This window comes from Paenibacillus solani (assembly GCF_001277345.1).
GTDB classification, from domain to species: Bacteria; Bacillota; Bacilli; order Paenibacillales; family Paenibacillaceae; genus Paenibacillus_AQ; species Paenibacillus_AQ solani.
The window spans coordinates 2,755,329-2,776,395 of record NZ_LIUT01000001.1; the positions used below are offsets into that span (position 1 = coordinate 2,755,329).

At 45.4% G+C, this 21,067-nt stretch carries 18 protein-coding genes; 4 read left to right on the forward strand and 14 right to left on the reverse strand.

Going from position 1 to position 21,067, the window contains the following annotated elements:
- Positions 1 to 31: 31 nt before the first annotated feature.
- The 5 genes from pulA to AM231_RS12445 form a co-directional block, all read right to left on the reverse strand.
- Positions 32 to 1,984: a type I pullulanase gene (pulA, locus tag AM231_RS12425; RefSeq protein ID WP_054402871.1), complete on the reverse strand. Its 1,953-nt coding sequence runs from the start codon at positions 1,982 to 1,984 to the stop codon at positions 32 to 34.
- Between the two features lie 13 nt (positions 1,985 to 1,997).
- On the reverse strand, positions 1,998 to 3,305 hold the full coding sequence (locus tag AM231_RS12430) for a DUF4129 domain-containing protein (RefSeq protein ID WP_054402872.1): 1,308 nt from the start codon (positions 3,303 to 3,305) through the stop codon (positions 1,998 to 2,000).
- On the reverse strand, positions 3,302 to 4,405 hold the full coding sequence (locus tag AM231_RS12435; protein ID WP_054402873.1) for a DUF58 domain-containing protein: 1,104 nt from the start codon (positions 4,403 to 4,405) through the stop codon (positions 3,302 to 3,304). Before AM231_RS12435 ends, AM231_RS12430 begins: the two co-directional genes overlap by 4 nt.
- Positions 4,406 to 4,420: 15 nt before the next feature.
- A complete protein-coding gene (locus tag AM231_RS12440) occupies positions 4,421 to 5,419 on the reverse strand; it encodes an AAA family ATPase (protein WP_082341704.1) in 999 nt (332 codons plus the stop codon).
- Positions 5,420 to 5,627: 208 nt separating this feature from the next.
- The gene (locus AM231_RS12445; protein WP_054402874.1) at positions 5,628 to 6,014 is read right to left on the reverse strand and encodes an antibiotic biosynthesis monooxygenase family protein; all 387 of its coding nucleotides are present in this window, start codon (positions 6,012 to 6,014) and stop codon (positions 5,628 to 5,630) included.
- Between the two features lie 179 nt (positions 6,015 to 6,193).
- Between AM231_RS12445 and AM231_RS12450 the strand changes: the two genes are divergently transcribed.
- Positions 6,194 to 6,496, forward strand: coding sequence for a hypothetical protein (locus AM231_RS12450; protein ID WP_054402875.1), 303 nt, complete (start codon positions 6,194 to 6,196; stop codon positions 6,494 to 6,496).
- Between the two features lie 65 nt (positions 6,497 to 6,561).
- Here AM231_RS12450 and AM231_RS12455 read toward each other — a convergent pair whose 3' ends face one another.
- The 9 genes from AM231_RS12455 to AM231_RS12495 form a co-directional block, all read right to left on the reverse strand.
- Positions 6,562 to 7,497, reverse strand: a complete 936-nt coding sequence (locus AM231_RS12455) for an NAD(P)/FAD-dependent oxidoreductase (RefSeq protein ID WP_054402876.1) — start codon at positions 7,495 to 7,497, stop codon at positions 6,562 to 6,564.
- Between the two features lie 168 nt (positions 7,498 to 7,665).
- Positions 7,666 to 8,895: a chromate transporter gene (locus tag AM231_RS12460; RefSeq protein ID WP_054402877.1), complete on the reverse strand. Its 1,230-nt coding sequence runs from the start codon at positions 8,893 to 8,895 to the stop codon at positions 7,666 to 7,668.
- Between the two features lie 272 nt (positions 8,896 to 9,167).
- The gene (locus AM231_RS12465) at positions 9,168 to 10,397 is read right to left on the reverse strand and encodes a CynX/NimT family MFS transporter (RefSeq protein ID WP_054402878.1); all 1,230 of its coding nucleotides are present in this window, start codon (positions 10,395 to 10,397) and stop codon (positions 9,168 to 9,170) included.
- 166 nt (positions 10,398 to 10,563) lie between these two features.
- Positions 10,564 to 11,931: a helix-turn-helix domain-containing protein gene (locus tag AM231_RS12470; protein ID WP_106406069.1), complete on the reverse strand. Its 1,368-nt coding sequence runs from the start codon at positions 11,929 to 11,931 to the stop codon at positions 10,564 to 10,566.
- A gap of 41 nt (positions 11,932 to 11,972) precedes the next feature.
- Complete coding sequence (locus AM231_RS12475) at positions 11,973 to 12,764, reverse strand: hypothetical protein (protein WP_054402880.1); 792 nt, start codon at positions 12,762 to 12,764, stop codon at positions 11,973 to 11,975.
- Between the two features lie 323 nt (positions 12,765 to 13,087).
- A complete protein-coding gene (locus AM231_RS12480) occupies positions 13,088 to 14,476 on the reverse strand; it encodes a helix-turn-helix domain-containing protein (protein ID WP_054402881.1) in 1,389 nt (462 codons plus the stop codon).
- A gap of 275 nt (positions 14,477 to 14,751) precedes the next feature.
- Positions 14,752 to 15,546: an ABC transporter ATP-binding protein gene (locus AM231_RS12485; RefSeq protein WP_054402882.1), complete on the reverse strand. Its 795-nt coding sequence runs from the start codon at positions 15,544 to 15,546 to the stop codon at positions 14,752 to 14,754.
- A complete protein-coding gene (locus AM231_RS12490) occupies positions 15,546 to 16,466 on the reverse strand; it encodes an ABC transporter permease (protein ID WP_054402883.1) in 921 nt (306 codons plus the stop codon). Before AM231_RS12490 ends, AM231_RS12485 begins: the two co-directional genes overlap by 1 nt.
- Before the next feature lie 59 nt (positions 16,467 to 16,525).
- Complete coding sequence (locus AM231_RS12495; protein WP_054402884.1) at positions 16,526 to 17,563, reverse strand: ABC transporter substrate-binding protein; 1,038 nt, start codon at positions 17,561 to 17,563, stop codon at positions 16,526 to 16,528.
- 513 nt (positions 17,564 to 18,076) lie between these two features.
- On the opposite strand from AM231_RS12495, the gene AM231_RS12500 reads away from it, so the two are divergent.
- The 3 genes from AM231_RS12500 (at position 18,077) to trhO (ending at position 21,008) form a co-directional block, all read left to right on the forward strand.
- The gene (locus tag AM231_RS12500; RefSeq protein WP_054402885.1) at positions 18,077 to 19,237 is read left to right on the forward strand and encodes a YhgE/Pip domain-containing protein; all 1,161 of its coding nucleotides are present in this window, start codon (positions 18,077 to 18,079) and stop codon (positions 19,235 to 19,237) included.
- 101 nt (positions 19,238 to 19,338) lie between these two features.
- Positions 19,339 to 19,875 (forward strand): PadR family transcriptional regulator, encoded by a 537-nt coding sequence (locus tag AM231_RS12505; protein WP_054402886.1) that lies wholly within the window; start codon positions 19,339 to 19,341, stop codon positions 19,873 to 19,875.
- A 227-nt stretch (positions 19,876 to 20,102) separates the two neighbouring features.
- On the forward strand, positions 20,103 to 21,008 hold the full coding sequence (gene trhO / locus AM231_RS12510; RefSeq protein ID WP_054402887.1) for an oxygen-dependent tRNA uridine(34) hydroxylase TrhO: 906 nt from the start codon (positions 20,103 to 20,105) through the stop codon (positions 21,006 to 21,008).
- Positions 21,009 to 21,067 lie beyond the last annotated feature (59 nt).

Genomic DNA, 21,067 nt, shown 5'->3' on the forward strand with positions numbered 1-21,067 from the left:
TTCTTGGTAATATTAGCTGGCTGTTCATGGTTTAGCAGGATAATATGACAGCGCCAATTCCGGAGACGACAAGTGATTCCCGACTTATACGTTTTATAAGCTCTTCTCCAAGCAAAACCTTCCAATCGCCCAGCTGGGGTAAAACGAGAGAAGACTCTTTGCGAGCCGCATAATACAGTACATATATATGTTTCTCTGTATCACCACCTGCATGATCGCGAAGAGTGAAAGCAATGGCATGCTCAGGACAGGGCTCAAACTGTAGTTGCTCACGAATCGATGCAGCATCTTTCATTCGAAAAGCCGGATGCTCCTTGCGAAGCTGAACAAGCCGCTGAATATATCTCACTCCATCCAGGTGCTGTGATGCCATCTCCCAATCTAGTCGATTGATCTCATCACTGGAGTTATAGCTGTTCTCTATCCTATTCTTGGATCGATAAAATTCTTGGCCAGCATGTAAGAAAGGGATGCCTTGACTGGTCAGGATCATGGCTGATGACAGTCGGTGCATAGCACGGCGCACGATGTCAGTATCTCCTTCCGTCGACAGCATAATTTTGTCCCATAGGGTATGGTTATCGTGACACTCCACATAATTTACACACTGATCTGGCTCGGAGGCAAATGCCTTGATTTCTCTGGAATACGAAATGCCTCCCACAATGCCTCGCTTTACCTTGTCTTGGTAGCCAACACCTCCACTTACAAAGCCTTTGTAGTCGAATTGGAAGATGTCCCCCTTAACTGCATCCCGGAATCCGTCGTTAAAAAGCGCGATCCGCGGCATCAACGCTGCTTGCTGCTGATTCGCACGTTTCTTTTCCTCCAGCTCGGTATTCATAACCCAGCCTTCTCCGATCGTGATGATGGATGGGTCGATCTCATCCAAACGTGACCGGATTTCATTCATTGTTTCAACATCCAGCAAACCCATTAAATCGAAGCGAAAACCGTCAATCCGGTACTCCTTCACCCAGTGCAGGACGGATTCCACAATGAACTTTCGCATCATCGGCCGTTCGGAGGCTGTGTCATTACCGCATCCCGATCCGTTGGAAAATTTGCGATCCTTGTTATAGCGAAGATAATATCCAGGGACCAGCTTAGTGAAATTAATTAAATACCCGTCATAGACATGGTTGTACACCACGTCCATAATGACGCGAAGGCCGTGATCATGAAAAGTTTGAATCATCTGCTTCAGTTCGCGAATCCGCACCTCAGGTATGTATGGATCGGTAGCGTACGAACCTTCGGGGGCGTTGTAATTTTTAGGATCATACCCCCAATTGTACTGTGGGACATGAAGCGCGGTTTCATCCACGCTTTCCGTTGAGAAATCATAGATCGGGAGAAGCTCCACATGCGTAACTCCCAGCTCAGCAATATGATCGAGTCCTGTACGAATTCCTTCCGGCCCGCGTGTGCCTGTCTCTGTAAGACCTTTAAACTTGCCCTTGTGCTCCACTCCGCTGTCCGAATGGATGGTATAATCCCGAACATGCAATTCATAGATAATGGCATCCACCGGACTATGTAATGGTGGTTTGTCTTCGGTCCACCGCTTAGGATCGGTCGTCGCCATATCTACAATGCAAGCTCGGTCCCCGTTGACGCCAACGGCAGCTGCATAGGGATCAATGGCTTCGTTCCACTGGTCCCCGATAAGAACCTGGTAGGTATAATACATGCCCTGAAGATCTTCTGCGATGGTTAGCTGCCAGGTCCCTTTCACATCTCGAGTCATCGCGTATCGACGGGCTTCTGCTGTTTGCCAATCCGCATACAGAAGAACATAGGCTTCGCTGGCTGTCGGCGCCCACAGACGGAACGCAGACTCTTGAGGGTGATAGGTTAATCCCAAATCGGTTCCCTCATAGTAAAATAGCTCGTCAAATTCTTTATCAAACACGGAGACTCCGCCGGTTACGGCCAGATCCCCGTAATGAATGACTGCATCGCTTTCTTTTTGTACGGACAAGATGTCTCACTCCTTATGTAGACTTCCGTTCTTGTTGTAAACGATCAACCTCTTCTTGAGTGATAGCACGGTTTCCATAACGGGCTTCCTCATAAAGCTCGATCAAGGATGGCGGTATTCTATCACTCTGACCGTCCCATTCCATAAGCTCGCTTTTGGTTTCCCGCGGCGTTAGAGATGCTTTCCAATGATAGCCTTCCCTGATACTTCTAGAAAGTATCATCCGATACATATGGCGAATTTTCTCATTGAGCTGCTGAGGTCCTTCTCCTGAACGTAACTTTCCACCGATTCGCATACCGGATAACAACCGTCTTAACCGCTTGGAAGCCGGATCATGTTCAATCTTCTCCACTTCATCTTCATATCCCAGAGAGGATGGAGCAGGCTGCCTGTTCATTAACCTGTTCATCCATGCAGAGAATCTTCTATATAGCTGTGGCAGCACTTTACCTAACCTAAACAAAGCATAGATGATACCGATTCCAATCACCGTGAAAACAACATACAGCAGAATTTTCTCCATTATCTTGATCCACGGACTTGCTGGTTTTATTTCTTCATCCAAGAAAGGGATTTCCGGTGGAGGTTCTGGCTCAGGAGGCGAATCTGGAACCTGCTCCGTTCCCGTACCTATAATGCCAATGATCCATGATGTAATCCCTCTGGCTAAATCAGAGACCCATTGCTGCAGCTGGGGAAGGAAAGCAACGGTTCCGATCAGAAGCAGCAATATGATGACAAACCAGCGGTTGTAACGCAGCACACGCCGTTCCAATATAGGCTGGTCATTGCCTGGAAGGGTTTCCTCAAGCACGGATTGGCGATTGACGATCAGTAGGGTCGTGATTAGCGCCGCTGCCCCCATCCAGGTAAGTAGCGCCATTCCATCCTGGAAGGAAGCCAGATAACGTAATACAAAGCTGCTGAGCCCATACAAGATCAATCCTACCAGGAAATAAATTCCCGGGAACATCTTACTCCAGTCCACTTGCTCCATGCGGCTCCCTCGATAACTGGCTATAAACAATACAGGAATGAGATAAACGAGCGCCCGATCTACACCTGCAAAAACGATGGGTACCACAATAGCCATCAGGCACGCCCATAATAACGCCTTGAACTGACGATCGAACTTGAACCATAGCGAACCTAGATAACCTAATAGGTACCCGCCTAATACCACTGCAGGCCAGATCCATCGGTACGTTTCGGGCAATAAGTAGAATACCGGAATAAAAAGCACAGGAAAATAGAGCAAGCATTCAACGAATCCCTGGAAGAACACCTTTATAAATCCTCTGGAACCTTGACTACTCATGCAGACACCTCCTTCGCAGGAGAAGGTACATTTTCAAGAGGAACGACCTGGATCGTATGGCCAAACTCCCGAAATCGCTGAAATACTTCTTCCAGCCTGGGGCTGACGTATGTGCTCAGTACAAGAATATCGGTTGCCTCTGTATGCCGGGAAAGTTCTTGCACCATATAGTCATGGAATGATAGCCTGCGTGTCAGCTCAAGCTGTGCAAGCATTTCCAATATGAGCTGCTGCTGCGTCATGCCGCCTGCAACCGGGACAAACGCCTCAAGGCTTGTTTCCTCACCCAGCGTGCCGTTTGTCCCCATCCCGACTTCCATCCCTTGCGCTAATAAATGTGCCGTAATACCGGCTGTTAGCCGGATACCATGCTCGATCGGCTCAGGTCGGGTCGCTTTGTTCCACATCTGCTCGTGGTCCTCGATATTCAGATAGATTAAGAGTCGGCTGTCAGCTGTCGTATCCCGTCTGTGGACCTGCAAACGGCCAGTCCGTGCCGTTGCTTTCCATTGTATATCCTTTAACGGATCTCCATCCCGATATTCACGTACGCCCGATGTTAGGAAAGGATCCTCTAATATCCATCGTCGAACCAGCATTTCGCCCATCCAGGTTTGGACCGGCAGATCCATCTCAGTTACATCCATGGGCATGGGATATACGATAATACCACCCGTCATCGTCTTGCTCTGCACAATGGAGACTATCCCGACCAGATCACCCGCTGTCATCGTAACGGAACCCAGCTTATACAGACCTCTTCGCTGAGCGGTAATCCGATGTCTACGATGAATTTTGGTCCATGGCAGCAGACTGAAGAAGCTTTTGTGGTTCTGATTGAATTGGCCTTCACTAATATCCAGGTTAAGTTGATTATCAAATGCCAGGCCTGAGCGGAATTGAGACTCCACCCTGAGCCAGGGCACAGGCAATGCTTTACGATTCTCGATGATTTCAATCAACTCCACGGAATCTCCTTCGTAACAGGTAGACACCTTGAAGGAGCGGGTGTAGTTCAGCTTTTTCAATGCCTGGTTAAAAATCTTGGCTTGCACTACGACCGCCACAGCGGCGATTAACAATATCCAGTAGGCTCCCATTCCCGATATCGCCCCCTATGACATGATGCCTTCTTCGGTCGGTACGGCAACCTGCTGCAGCAGCCGCTCAATGACCTCCTCGGATGCGGCAGCACCGCCACGGCTATGTAGCGTTCCCTTAAGCTTTATACGATGTGCCCAAGCCGGCACAGCCAAATCCTTCACATCATCAGGCGTTACAAACTCCCTGCCCTTCAGAACAGCCTGAACTTGTACGGCTTTCAGCAAAGCTTGGCAGCCCCTTGGGCTTACGCCGGACAGCACTGCTTCATCGCGTCTGGATTGCTCAGCTAACGCAACGATATAAGCAAGCATTTCGTCACTCACATGGACTTTGCTGACGATATGCCTGGCTTCTACGATGCTGTCAGATGTCGCGATTGCCGTAAGAGATTCCAAAGGCTGATCATCTTTAAATCGTTTCAGTATATTTACGCTTTCCTCTGAAGAAGGATACCCCATATTCAGTTTAAATAGAAAACGGTCCAACTGCGCCTCTGGCAGTGGAAACGTTCCTTGCTGTTCGAGCGGGTTCTGCGTGGCAATGACAAGAAACGGTTCTTTCAGTTGATGGGTGACCCCGTCAATACTGATCTGGCGTTCCTCCATACACTCCAGCAGACTGGACTGTGTACGCGGGGTCGCTCTGTTAATCTCGTCGGCCAGGAGTATGTTGGTAAACAGTGGTCCGGGACGGAATTCAAAAGCCGAGGACTGTTGATTATAGAAATAAATACCGCTCAAGTCTGACGGCAGTAAATCCGGAGTAAACTGTACTCTCTTAAACGTGCAATCAATGGATTTTGAAATGGACTTGGCCAGTAAAGTCTTGCCTGTCCCAGGCACATCCTCCAGGAGTACATGACCGGAAGTGACCATGGCGATAAACAGACGATCAATCAATTGCTCTTTACCCACCATGACTTTGGAAACGTTTACCCGAATATCGTCAGCAAGACGACGAACACCATGATAATCTATAGTAATAGTAACCCACTCCTTATATAGTTTCACTTCACACACAAAATTCGTCACGACATACCATTATTCCTGTTAATTGAGGCAAAATCCTATTCAATGCACACTGGTGGTATCTTTTTGTGCCGGAATAAAACATGCTCTTCCCGTTTATTGCTTGTGACACACCAAGAAGCTGTCCGCAGACAGCCTCGAGTTACAATACGTTATTGGTACTTTATGGATATTCATGACTCAACATGGTTCATTCCTCAGATTTCGTCTCTTCCGGGTCCGTGAATGTCGCACCTTTAGCGAGCAATATTTTCATCAGCACCTGATCTGCCTCATCGCGACGATCCACACGGATGTCGATATAATGCTTAATTTCTGGAGGACGAGCATAAAACGGATCGAGAGAGTCCGACCATCTCTTATAATCCGGATGCCTCCGGAAGCCGATTAAGGGGTCTTTAATGCCGCTCCAGCGAGAGAGGAATATATACTCGTCCCGGTTCTCTACGCACTTGTGAAGCTCGTGGTCTATATAACCTTTTTTCGATAACAGAACACTTGAGGCCTCACGAAAGGCGCTCTCAAACTCACTTGCCAGCCCAGGTTTGATATAAAGAATCGCTGATTCCAGTATCATATCGCTTCCCCCCTCTTCGATATCCATCCCATCAACGTTCAGGTCACGGTAAACTTCATATAGATAGCACACAGGACTATTTCTTGGCTTCCCAACATGCTGTGGTAAACTAATAGGTGCAGTCAAGTATATGCTGATATAATAAGAAGCATGAATATACGAATGAGGATGAGACAACTATGGCATTCGGCATCTCGAAGCAGGAATTGCAGCAATGGAAGTTGAAGGTGAAGCAAGGAGACATCGCTTTTTTGACTCATTACTGGTATGACAAACGGTTTCCACAGTTCAACACGGTGACCAAAGTGGGCTGCTCGGATATTCACCGTCTTCAGGATTGGTGCATATCCAACGGACTTAACCCGGACTATATCCATTACCGCCTGCCTTACCCGCATTTTGATCTAATCGGTCCCAAACAAGCCGAGTTACTGCAGAAATATAACCTTACAGACCATATCACAAGATTCGATCTAAAATAAAACAGAAGAACCGCCTGATCTCACGGTCATGAAGCATCGTTGCCGTGTCTGATCAGGCGGTTTATTTATTGATCCGTCCCGTTATTCATCTTCTTAAGAGCTTTATGAATCCAGATGGCTGCCACCGATCCGTCCCCCATCGCCACAGTGGACAATTCGGAATGGACACCCAGATCACCTGCAACCCATAACAATTCGATATTCGTCATTTTGGTCCGGGGATCGGCTTTGACATGCCGGTTGTGCTCAAGCTCCGCTCCCAGCTGCTCAGCCAACTCAGAATAGATCGTGTTTCCGCCAAAGGATATAAATCCCCGCTCGGCCGTCATTATGCTGCCATCCTCCAAAACGACGGCCGATAGGATACCGTCTTCCTCACAGCGAATCTCGGACACCTTCTTCTCAACATAGGGTATCTCAAGCTCCGCTAATTGAGACAGATATTCAGAAGATACAGACTTTCCTTCATGGTTGATATAGATTAAATCCCCAGTTCGCTCCGATAACAGGACGGCCATGCTGGCTCCGTGATCCCCCGAGCCTATAACAATGGTCTTTCGATCCTGAATTTCATATCCATCACAATCGGGGCACACAAAGATGGATGTCCCGAGGGCAGAGATGAGTCCGGGAAGCTTGGGAAAGCGGTCCATCAAGCCTGTTGCGAGCAGCAAGGTTCTTGACTTGTATTGCTTTCCGTCTGTGCCGGTTAACACAAAATGCTGTGCTTGATCTCGTTCTGCCTTCCGGATATCATCATTTGCAAACGTTACGCCAACCGCTTCCGCTTGCTTTCGTCCTAGCTTCCTTAGCTCATCACCGGAGACCCCGTCCGGCCAACCGAGTATGTTACGGTAATTCTTGCAGAGGGTAGACCGCCCCGTCCCACGGTCGATCACCAGAATGTTATGGACCGAGTATCGGCCCAATTGTATGGCTGCTTGCAGGCCGGCAATTCCTCCGCCAACGATAATGCAATCCTTCACTTCGTTCTCCATCATATATCCACTTTCACTCATTTCTATATAGTATTAAGGTTCGTTGCTCTACGAGCCAGCAAAGGCGATAAGAAGACGTACACCCTAATACTTAACCAATCTGCAAGGATTTACTCCTGCACATCAAATAGACCTTGGCATCCTATGCCAAGGCCTATGCTAAATTAGGCTCTACAGAAACAGTTGTCCAGCTAATGCACCGATGAGAACCACAAGCCACGGGGGGCATTTCCAGAACATCAGCATTCCGAACAGACCCGCCCCGATTACAAATTCTAACGGACTGTGGATGGAGGACGTCCATATGGGGTGATATAATGCCGCCAGCAATATCCCAACCACAGCAGCATTCATCCCTGTCAACACGCCTTGTAGCTTGGGATTGCTGCGCAGACTGTTCCAGAAGGGCATGGTCCCTGCGATCAACAGAAATCCAGGCAAAAAAATGGCCAGTGTAGCTATAATTCCACCGGGAACTCCCGAAATCAAGACACCAAGGTAAGCGGCAAAAGTAAACAAGGGCCCAGGCACGGCTTGCGTCGCTCCGTAACCGGTTATGAAATCCTCTTTGGACATCCAGCCGTTGAGAAGGACCTCATTCTCCAAGAGCGGCAGAACGACATGTCCGCCTCCGAATACAAGCGAGCCCGCACGGTAGAAGCTGTCTACAATCCCTACCCACTGAAGATGAGTCATCCCGTTCAGGAGTGGCAGACCTATCAATAACAAAACAAACAGACCCAAACAACTAAGACCGGCTCTCCGACTCATTGGCATTCGGATCACAGAGGCGTTTTCTTCGTTTACCTGCCGCTTAAACAGCCAGATCCCCGCTGCACCAGCAAGAGCAATTACCGCTACTTGAGAGATGGGACTCTGCCACAGAAGGACACTGGCCATCGCTATTAGCGCGATAGCTGCCCGAACGGGGCCAGAGGCCAGCTTGCCGGCCATGCCCAGTACCGCCTGTGCCACGATGGCCACAGCAACAATTTTGAGACCTTGAATCCATCCTGACGAACCAGGGTCAAATGTTTGCATCACATAGGCAAAGAGCATCAGCATGAGCACAGACGGTAAGGTGAAGCCAAGCCAAGCAAGCAGACCGCCCCACAGCCCTGCTCTCATGATCCCCACACCAATACCTACTTGGCTGCTGGCTGGGCCGGGCAAGAACTGGGCAAGTGCTACCAGATCCGCATAACTCTTCTCATCCAACCACTGTTTACGCCTTACATAAGTCTGGTGAAAATATCCAAGATGAGCAACTGGCCCTCCAAACGAAGTGAGCCCCAGCTGCAGAGCTGTCCACCAGGTTTCGTTCAATGCACGCCACTTGCCGGTTGGCTGCGTATTCCCTGTTTGGTTTTGTGCTTGGTCTATCTCTGTTTGCGAATTCAAATATCATCGCTCCCTGTAAGCTTGATAAGAAAGAACATTAATCATTGTGCTTACTACTATGTATAGCGCATGATCAAATTTCAGATTATATGAAGACTGTTGTCCAATCTACCGCTTTATGTAAACGCCATGTAAAATCTTTTGAAATTGGGTGTTGATCTTAGGGAAACATGGTCAGACCATAAAACAAAACGAACCATGGACTTGTGTGTCCATGGTTCGTTCCCAGGTTATTCCGCATGAATGATATTCGTTTGCGATTACTTTTCTATTTAACCTTTTTGCTTCTCATCATTCGGTACGGAGATATAGCCTGGCTTCGCTGCCATAAAACCGGTAATGAACAATACAACGACTGCGCCTGACAACAACGTCAACGGGATTCTCCATGCTCCCGTGGCATCATGCAAGAAACCGATAAGCAGCGGGCCGACAGCAGCCAATAAATACCCCAATGACTGCGCCATACCGGATAACGCAGCGGCTTCTTGAGCGGTTTTGGTACGCAAGGTGAAGAACATCAAGCATAAACTGAAATTCGCACCACCCGAAATACCAACCAACATCACCCATAAAAGATTTAATGAGGACATTCCTGTTAATAAGCCGCCATAACCAATCAACATGCATAACGCCGAAATCGTCACGAGCAGCCGCTGGTTAGGGTTTCGCCCCGCCAACACAGGTATGATGAAGGAAAACGGCAGACTGACAAATTGAAGAATCGAGAGCATCCAGCCTGCAGCACTATAATCAATGCCCTGGCTCCGCAGAATCTCAGGCAGCCAGGAGATGTTTACATAGAACGTAAACGATTGAAGCCCCATAAACAAAGTAATATACCAAGCAAGTGGTGATTTAAACACACTTTGCTGTTTGGGCCCAGCAGAGCTTACTTCAACGGCTTTTCCCGAACGACCACGCCGGATCATCCATACCACACTCGCTATTACAGACAACGATGCCCATAAGATAAGCGAGCCCTGCCATCCAAGCCCTGCTTGTGTAGCCAACGGAATACTTAAACCGGACGCGATCGCTGCAAGCAGGTTCATCGAGGCAGAGTATGTGCCTGTCATTAATCCGATATGCCGTGGAAAATCCCGTTTGACCAGACTCGGGAGCAGCACATTACCTACCGCTATAGCCATACCGAGGAATGCGGTACCTAACAACAGTGTATATGACGAGGAGATCGAGCGAATGCCAATACCAATCGTCAAAACGACCATGCTCAGCAGCAGGGTTGTTTCCAGCCCCCACTTCTTGGCCATGGTCGGTGCCAGCGGTGATAATAAAGCGAACGCTAATAACGGTAATGTGGTCAACATCCCGGCCAAAGTGCTCGAGATGCCCGTATCTTCGCGAATGATCCCGATCAGCGGGCCCACCGAAGTAATCGCTGCTCTCAGATTAATGGCAATAAGAATGATACCTGCAAAGGCCAGCCATGTACGCCCTGCTGAATGTGTAGCTTGATCTAAAGAATTTCTTGATGTCATGACATGGACTCCTTACTGTAAACCAATATGCAAAAACAGACTTATCCGAGTTTATCATAAAGCTGGCTTTAAGGCTATAGCCTACGGTTCCATCATGACTGTCTACGCATCATATGTTACCCGTCGAAGGTCGTTCGAAAACCTGGAAACTTCAGAACATACCGCCCTATACAACAGGGCTCCAAGCATAAACGGATAATTTTTGAACGGCACCAATTAATTCATCATACCGTCTTAGTATTTCCTCGGATGATGAATGACGGAACTGCTCAAAAATCCCCATGCACCGCAGCATTCCATTATCACTTTTGATCCTTATGGAATACTCAAGGGAGTCCAGAATATAGGATAATCCACGATCGTACTGTTTTGAATTCAAATAGTATATTCCTAACTCAGCCAGAAGGCGTGTATAACGGCTCATTGTAACTTGCTCGCTGATCGTGCTGATTTGATTTTTCTGAGGTCTATAATGCAGATGCTCTTTAAAGCGATCCAAAATAGGATCAACATGAAGTTGGTAACGATTAGCGGCAATCATAATGCTGCATATAGCCAAAAAAATCTCATCTTCTCTTGATGCGACATAGTCCACATACTTCTTTAGGACATCTAGCTGACCACTCATCAGGCCAAACAGATATCGGTTAGCTTCTGCCCATTCCCTAAACTGTTCAATAATTTTACATTCATCTTCCGTAGGTTTTTTAATAAAGTCTGGTTTTTCATATAAACCTACATAGTACAAAGCTTGTTCATAATCCCTGCATTCATAATAATGACCTGCTCGTATTAAATAAGAGTAAAGTATATAGAATATGTGAGGATGTCTGCCTTGATATCCACTGTGTGGATTCTCATATCCTGCCATGGCCTTAGATCCCATTCTCACTGCTAAAGAAGCCGCTTTATCCCATTGTGTTAGTGAAACATAAATATTGATTAAATTTTGATATGCATCGAGTTGGTAGCTTTCATTCAACCTTTCAATGTATGGCTCGAATAATACCACTGCTTGCCAATTCGTCTCTTGATTATCGCTTGAGCTATGTAGGAAAAGACGATAATGACAGAGGGCTAACCTCTCAGAGTGCTGGAACTTCTCACTCTCAGCCACACATTCATACAGAATTGCAGCAGCTTTGTATTTTTCCTCGTTATAGAAGGTTTCAGCTAAATCGAATAACATCGGTGCATAAGTAATGTTCTCCATCGTCATCCGCGCGGCTACATGAAGACAATCCAGTTTATTTAATGTAGCACATCGTTCAAGAAAAGCTCCTAAACGCCTCCAGTCAGGGGTTGTATGAAATATACATTCGTAAATGTAACGATCATAAAAATGTCCATCTGTCAGTCCCATGCTCTCAGTGATGCGATCAATTTGATTCACCGACATGGGACGATTTCCATTCAGAATACTGCTTAACGATCCACTATTAATACTGGATAATCTCGCTAACTGATTAATAGTCATATTATTATCTTCCATAAATTCTGTGATCTCGTGGCGAATCGTTGCTGTCATTATCACATAAACAACCCCCCAGAAAAAGCCCATAATTAGTATTTCACTTACACTTGAGGGCTCCAAGCATACACGGATAATTTTTGGACTTCACGTATTAATTTATCATACCGTTTTAGTATGTCCTCGGATGATGAATGACGGAATTGCTCAAATATCCCCATACACCGCAGCATCCCATTATCACTTTTAATTCTTATGGAATACTCGAGACTATCGAGTATATAGGATAAACCGCTGTCATACTGTTTGGAATTCAAATAGTATATCCCTAACTCTGATAAGAGGCGATTATAACGACTGATTGTAACATGCTCGCTGATCTTACCCAGTTGGTTTTTCTGCGGGTTATAGGTTTGATACTTAGAAAACTGCTCCAAGATATGATCTATGTTGAAATGATGACGATTCGCTGCTACCACCACATTACATAAGGCCGCGAAGATTTCATCTTTTCTCGTTTTTATATAGTTCACATATTCCTCAACAGCTTCTGAATATCCAGACATCATCCGATATAGGTACCTATTTGCTTTTGCCCAATCTTTAAACTGAGAGATTATTATTTGTTCCTGTTCGGAAGGAGCGATTATCCAATCCGGATATTCGTATAAAGATATAAAATTTAATGCTTCTTCAAAGTTTCCAGCTTCTCTACAGACTTTAGCTTGAATTAGATAAGAATAAAGTATATAAGAAATTACCGGTTTTTCTTGACCATCGTGCAAGATTGTGATCCTTCTATTATTATTATAATGCAATCTAGCTATGTGACCCATTTTTCTAGCAAGGACTTTCACAGTATTCCACTGCGAATCGTGGCTGACGTTTCCAATCAACAACACCCCCTGATGGAAAACCAAGTATTAGTATGAGTAACAATTAATTACATGCTATTATTTTACATTAACAAGGTCAATAGTGACAATGAACAGAATGAAATATAAGTATATTTAAAGCAAACAATTTCCTGAATAATAGAAAAAAGCTTCCGAAGATTGGAAGCTTAGAACTCTCTAAAACATATTCTTAGTTGGTTTGTAATACTAATTATGTACCAGATGATCCAAATCCATGGGTCGACAATGTTGAAATTTCGCCTGGCTGTTTGTCACTGTCGATAGGAGGAGTTAGTGTTGGAAGAATAACAGCCAGAGTAAAACTAAAGGTAACTAGCAGAGAAACCAATTTTTTTCTCATTTAACTTTTGCACCTCGCTAACTAAGATAGTATAACGATTTTGTGTTTCAATCGATGACATGTGACGATACTGTTCAAATACCCCCATACATCTAAGCATACCGTTATTACTGTTAATTTTAATTGAATTACACAAACTTTCCAATACAAAATCTAAACCTTTATCAAATTGTTCTGAATTTATAAAGTAAATCCCTAGTTCAGCCAATAATCGTGTATACCTCTCTAGTGTTACTTGCTCACTAACTTTACCGATGTTGTTCCATTGTGGTTTATAGATTAGGTAATCTTGAAATTTTTCCAAGATATGATCCACTTTAAACTTATGCCGATTTGCTGCGATCATTATGTTACACAATGCGAGAAAAATCTCATCTTCACGTGTTGAGACGTATTCTACATAATCAGAAAGAACTTCAATTTGTCCGACCATTAACTGATACACATATCTGTTAGCAACAGCCCATTCTTTAAACTGATCAATTATCATTAATTCTTTATTGTCAGTGTTCTTTGTCCATATAGGATCTTCGTATTGTGATACATAATATAGTGCCTTTTCGTATTCACCACGTTCGCTAAAGCTGGCTTCTAATGATAAATTTGCATATAATATATAGAAAATAAGAGGATTTTTCCTTTTCACTTCATATTTTATTTCGGTTTGATTGTAATTATATTCAATTTTAGCTTTATGTAACATTTGCCCAGCAAATTCCTCAACTTTATCCCAACGATGGATAGACCCATTTACGTTTATCAAATCCACTAATGCATCCAATTGATATACTTCATCTAATCGATCAATATAAGGCTCAAAATATACGGCAGCCCTCAAGTTAGCTTCCTGATCATCTGAGAGCCCAAGCTTAAACAACCGATACTGACACAGGGCCAAGCGCTCCGAATGCTGAAATCGTTCGCTTTCAGCAACACTCTTATAGAGTATTACAGCCGCCTCACGCTTTCCCTCTTTGAAAAAATGCTCCGCCGTATCGAATAACAAAGACGCATAGGAAGTGCTATCCATGGTCAATCGGACACACTGATCCAGACAATCCAGCTTCCCAAGCTCTGCACAACGGTGGAGAAATGGCCCTAAGCGACGCCAATCCGGGGTAGCATGAAAGATACATTCATTTATGTATAAATCGTAAAAATAACCCTCTTCCAAACTCATGGCCTCTGTTATTCGATCTAATTGGTGCATGGAAATCGGCCGATTCCCATTGAGAATATTGCTCAGCGTGCCGCTGTTAACCTCAGAAATCTCGGCAAACCGATTAATTGTTAATTCGTTTTTATGTAAAAAGCCTTCAATTTGTTCTCGAATCGTGGCAGTCATCACCAAGCTAACACCACCTTAGTATATAAACCAAATATTAGTATATTTTTCTATATCCTATCATATTGATTAATATTCCAGCGGTCAATAGTTATTTCCGACATATATTTTATTAATAATTTAAAAAGAATGACATCTCATTTTACATTCTTATAGATCTACTCATGAATCCAACAAAAAACGTTCCGCAATTCCCGGAACGCTTTTTGTATTTAACTCATCGAGATTCAACAATTGTATTCTTTGCTCGAACCATAACGACACTTCATCTAGAACAAGTATTATCCCAAAACCAGACGATCATCGGATAGCTTGTGACCGCTGATTTGCTCAAATTCCCCGAGCAGCTGCTCTACCGTCAACGATTTCTTGCGTTCTTCGTTGACATCCAGAATGATGCGTCCCTTATCCATCATAATCAAGCGGTTGCCTAGACGGATTGCCTGTTCCATATTGTGCGTGACCATGAGCGTTGTCAGCTTCATATCCCGTACGATTTCATCGGTGATACGAGTGATCAAATCAGCACGGGCAGGATCCAGGGCAGCCGTATGCTCATCCAATAGCAGGATTTGCGGCTGTGTAAAGGTAGCCATCAACAAGCTTAACGCTTGACGCTCTCCGCCAGAGAGCATCCCAACTTTTGCCCGCAATCGACTCTCAAGTCCAATGCCGAGCCGCTCTAAATGCTTGCGAAAGGTAGCACGCTTGGCGGCTGTAACGCCAATGCTGAATCCACGGGACTGGCCGCGGCGGTATGCCATTGCCAGATTCTCCTCAATGGTCATATGCGGTGCCGTGCCCGCCATCGGATCCTGGAATACCCGTCCGATCCAGCGGCTGCGTTTGAACTCAGGCAAATGTCCGATGGACGTACCATCAATGCGCACTTCTCCGGCATCCGGCTTCATCACGCCCGAAATAATATTCATCAGTGTGGATTTACCTGCACCGTTACTACCAATAACCGTTACGAAATCCCCCGGCTTTAAATGAAGATTAACATCCATTAGGGCGATCTTCTCATCCACCGTTCCCGGATTAAACAGCTTGGACACATGATTCATCTCCAGCATTAGAGAGCACCTCCCTTGGTCTTCCCTTGTGTAGCCAGCAGCTCTGTGGAGCGTTTTCGTGCCTGTGAACGCTGTTTCATCGCTCGGTTGATGGTTGGAACCACCAGGGCGATAATGACGATAACTGCCGTGATTAATTTCAAATCCGAAGCTTCCAGCCATGGAATTTCGTAAGCAGCAGCTACAACGATCCGGTAGATGACTGAACCACAGATAACAGCCAGCGTCGTCCGGAAGACCGAGCCGGTTCCGAGCACAGCTTCGCCGATAATAACCGATGCCAGACCAATCACAATCATACCGATACCTGAGCTTATGTCGGCAAAGCTGGATTGCTGGGCGACCACAGACCCGGATAAAGCAACTAATCCATTAGAGATGCTGAGGCCTAGAATCGTTGTAGTGTCGGTATTGGCACCAAAGCTGCGAATCATCCGCTTGTTATCACCAGTTGCTCGGAGCGCGAGACCAAGATCGGTGCGGAAGAATGCATCCAGCAGCAGCTTTCCGATAATTACGATCACGAGCATGATATATATTGGATCAATCGAACCGAAGATAATTTTTTCCTGACTGAGTGAAATATTAGGTTTGCCCATGATTCTCATATTAATGGACCACAGGGCGATCATCATAATAATACCGGACAGCAGGCCGTTAATTTTGCCTTTCGTATGAAGTAAACCTGTACATACTCCCGCAAGCATGCCTCCGCCGAATGAAGCCAGCGTTGCAAGCCATGGGTTCACTCCGCTCGTTATCAGAACGGCTGAGATTGCTGCGCCTGTTGTAAAACTTCCATCCACCGTGAGATCCGGGAAATCCAGGATACGAAACGTTATATACACGCCAAGTGCCATCAGCGCATACAATAGGCCCAGTTCAATCGGACCATCCAACCTCATTATGAAATCCAGCATGTCATGACCCTCCTTATAGAATTAAGCAAGGCGCGGGCAGTCATGTCCGCGCCTTACAGTTACTCGATGATGTTGTTGTCCGGGTCTTTGACTTCCTGTTTCATGGCGTCCGTTACTTCAATACCATAGTCAGCCGCAACCTTCGCATTCAATATCAAGTCAAGCTTATCCGGCTTTGTAACCTCCATATCAGCCGGGTTCTTACCATCCTTCAGGATCTCTACCGCCATTTGACCAACCTGGTAGCCATGGTCATAGTATTTAAATCCGACGGTGGCAAATGCCCCTTTCTCCACTGTATCGCGGTCACTGGAGAAGAACGGAATTTTATTCTTTTGTGCTGTCTGGATAATGGTATCAACGCCGCTGACCACAACGTTATCCAACGTTATGTAATAAGCATCTACCTTTCCGACTAGTGATTCAGCTGCTTGTTTAATCTCGGAAGTATTGGTAACAGAAGCCTTAACCAGCTCAATTCCATGCTCAGCTAGCGCCTCTTCAGCTGTCTTCGCCATGACAACCGCATTTGCTTCCCCTTCATTAATTACAAGACCAACCTTCTTCACATTCGGAAATTGGGTACTGATAAAGTCCATCAACTGTTTGGCTGCTTCAGGATTCGTATCCGATGCTCCTGTCACGTTGCCGCCCGGCTTCTGCAGGTCGGTCACCAGCTTCGCATCAAGCGGGTCCGTAACCGCCGCGAACAAGACAGGCTTCTCCTTCACGTTATCTGCAACAGCCTGTGCGGATGGGGTTGCAATCGCTATCACCAGATCCGATTTTGTATCCTTTAACTTCTGTCCAATCGACAGGTTGTTTGCCTGGTCACCTTGGGCATTGTTGTAATCGATCTTCAGCGTTCCGTCGGCCTCTGAGATACCGCCGTCTTTCAGTGCTGCCAGGATGCCTTCCCGTGTTGCGTCCAGGGATGGATGCTCTACGATTTGTGAAATAGCAATGCTATACGTTTTCTTCTCGGCATCGCCACCGCTGCCGGTCTTAGTCGCATCGCCTCCAGGCTTGTCTCCGCAACCGACTGCTGTCACGAGCAGTGCGGAGAGCGTCAGTGATAACCACATTTTTCTCTTCATCAATGTTACCCCTCTCTTTGTTAACCAAATTCATAACTTTCTACATAAAGCGACAACGCTTCCCCGCTTTCATAGACGAAAGCATTAAAGTAAAAAAATAGGTTGTTCCTATTGAACAACGGTCTATTATGAACATTTTATATGTACCCAATTGTATTCGTCAATCAAGATTTTATAGAGAAAGTGCTTCTTATAAAGAACTTCCCCTTTTTGACAGATGTCTTCTCAAAAATCGACGTTTAATATAGAAGATAAAGTTAATTAGCCATAAAATAGATATTTCCTCAGCCTGGTAATTAGATCCATATTTACTTACTAGAGATGTCCCTGAGGTCTTAACTCGCCCGAAATACTTCTCTTTGTTAACATTCATCCACACCAAGTGTTAAAAATGTCATAGCAACTTCGCTTGTGAAATTTGACACAGGTTATGTCGATGAGTATAATTTATCATTACTTACTCAAATTTGAGTACTTAAATATAAATACTATATACAGAGGAGTACACAAGAAATGAAGAACTTTCTTACTTTATTGAAGAATGGATCTGTCATTGGCGGCATCGTCATGATTATTTTTTATCAGATCGCATTCATCGCTATTTTCATGTCTGGCTATTCCGCCATCCCGAGAAATATGGACGAGCTGTCCATTGCCATTGTGAATGAGGATGCTAAAGCCGGTGAGCAAATTGCCAAGCAGCTTCAGGAACAACTGCCATTTAAAATGGTAACGAATCTTCCACTGGATCAGGCCAAGGAAGAATTGAATAACCGTGATATTCATATGATTCTGCATATTCCGGCAGACTTTGGTGAAAAGCTATCAAAGCAGGGTGAGCATCCCCAATTGGATTTTATGATTAACCAGTCTAATCCGGCGATGGTAACCAGCACAATGGATCAGATTTCTACACAAATTACAAATAGCCTGAATCAGCAGTTTGCTGTTCAGGGTGCTGAAGGAATTATGCTGAAGCTGAATATGCCGGCGGATCAAGCTAAGGCACTTGCAGCTGATATCCCTTCCAAAGTAACGCCAAATGTCGTTTATTCTAACCCTGTACCTGCGGGAATGCATAATCAGATGGCCCCCTTCTTCCTGACGATGGTTTCCTATGTAGGTGCCATGATCTTCTCCATGATGATTGTCGGAGGAATGAACACGGTCAAAGGAAAAATGGGACTATGGCCCGCTTTCTGGTCCGCACAGGGTGTGAATGCCCTTGTCTCCTTGCTGGCACCGCTTATTGGGCTCACGATTTACTTCCTGGTGCAAGGTGGATATGGAACCGAGACCTTCGTGAAGATGTGGCTGCTCCACTCGCTGGAACTGTTCGCTGCTATTGAGTTCATGTCGATCTTTAGTATTCTGTTAAAAGATAAAGCGATCTTTGCTAATCTCACTTTAATGCTCATTCAGACCATCTCGAGTGGTGCCGTGCTTACTTACGGTATGATGGACGGATTCTTTAAGTTCTTTAGTCATATTTCTATTATGTTTTATACCGTTCAAACCGAGTTCAGCATCCTCTTTGGCGGTGGCAAAATCGGCGAACATCTCACAGGATTGATTATTATGGCCGTTGTCTCTACCGTTCTTGTCGCATTATCCTTTAAATTCATGTCACCTGAGGCAGATAAACAAAAATCAGCAATTTCTACTGCATCTTAAAGCATTTTAAGTTAAAATAAATGTATATTCTAAAGAGCCTGCTGCTTCCTTCAGGGAAGTGGCTGGCTCTTCGTATGTTGCGAAAAGGGAGGACTTTGCCGATGTCGCTTCGCGTATTTATTTTGGGGAATCTGTGCGAGGGAAACCATCATCCTTACGATATCAAAAAAATGCTGAAAAGCGATAACCTGGAGGATGTCCAAAAAATAAACGACGGACGTTTATATTACAACTTTGAAGTGCTGTTGAAACAAGGATTTATCGAGAAGATAGAGGTTACACGAGAAGAGAACCGGCCTGAGAAAACAACCTATGGCATAACGGATGCGGGACGAAAAGTGCTGGAGGAGGAAATTTACGCCGCCTTCAAGAACTTTAAAGATGTAAAGTCCCTCTATTCTTCCACCGTATTTCTCAAACATGCTGATCCAGTCAAACTGGCCTTTCTGATCGAGGAGGCTATCGAAAAACTTCAAGCGGCAAAGAAGAGAATTGTCGAGGATTGGAATCCGCTGAAGCACAGGACGCCTCTTAATGTTCATTTGATTCAGGAGCATTCCTTAAGCTATATGGAGCTTGAAATCTCTTGGCTGAAAAAGCTGCTGGCATACGTACGGGGAGAGCTGACGGAACTATAGCCCCACTTTACAAAAGACCCAGTCTACATACCCATCCTTCGAATCTTGTAATGATGAGACTCGGAGGATTGTTTATTTCATAAGCAGTCCTTAATATGAACTACTCCGGGATTCTCAATTGATGGCAAACTTTCTATACATTTAAGTTGACTATGTGGATTGAATTCAATACAATTCTATAAGGTATGGAAGTGGCTGAATATAAGAAAAGAACAGGTGATGAAATCATGTCAGAACAACAGATGTATCAGATTCTTCTCTATTATAAATTTGTTCAAATCCCGGACCCCGAAATGTTCAAGGACGAACATCTTCAATACTGCAAAGACCTGGGCCTCAAAGGACGTATCCTTGTTGCCTCTGAAGGCATTAATGGTACTGTATCCGGTACGATTGAACAAACGGAACAATATATGCGGGATATGCACGCCAACCCGCTGTTCGCGGATATGGTGTTTAAGATTGATCCATCCGAAGAACATGCATTCAAGAAAATGTTCGTCCGTCACCGCGAAGAGCTCGTTACTTTCCGCGTGGAGGATGAACTTGATCCCAATGTGATCAGCGGAACCCGCTTATCCCCTCAGGAATTCTATGAGACCCTGCAGCGTGACGATGTGATCGTTATCGATGGACGAAACGATTATGAATACGATATCGGACATTTCCGCAATGCGATACGCCCAGAGGTACAATCCTTCCGGGAGTTTCCGGAATGGATTCGCGAGAACCTAAGCGAGCACAAGGACAAAACGATCCTGACTTACTGCACAGGGGGCATTCGCTGCGAGAAACTGACCGGCTTTATGCTGAAGGAAGGTTTCAAAGATGTTGCCCAGCTTGAGGGCGGGATTGTCACCTACGGAAAAGATCCTGAAGTGCAAGGCCGTCTGTTCGATGGAAAATGTTATGTTTTCGATGAGCGTATTTCGGTGCCCATCAATCAGACGGACGAGGATGTTATCGTGGGTAAATGCCATCACTGCGGCAAGCCGGAAGACCGGTATATCAACTGCGATAACGACGCTTGCCACCTGCAGCATGTATGCTGTGAAGAGTGTGAGGAGCTTCACCATGGTTGCTGCTCCGCGGAGTGCGAAGAGATTGTCGCTGCCAGCCACAACGCTTCCTAAGAGCTACATCTATTTCTTCTTTGAACAAACGAAAGGGCAAGATGCGAACCAGTCGCATC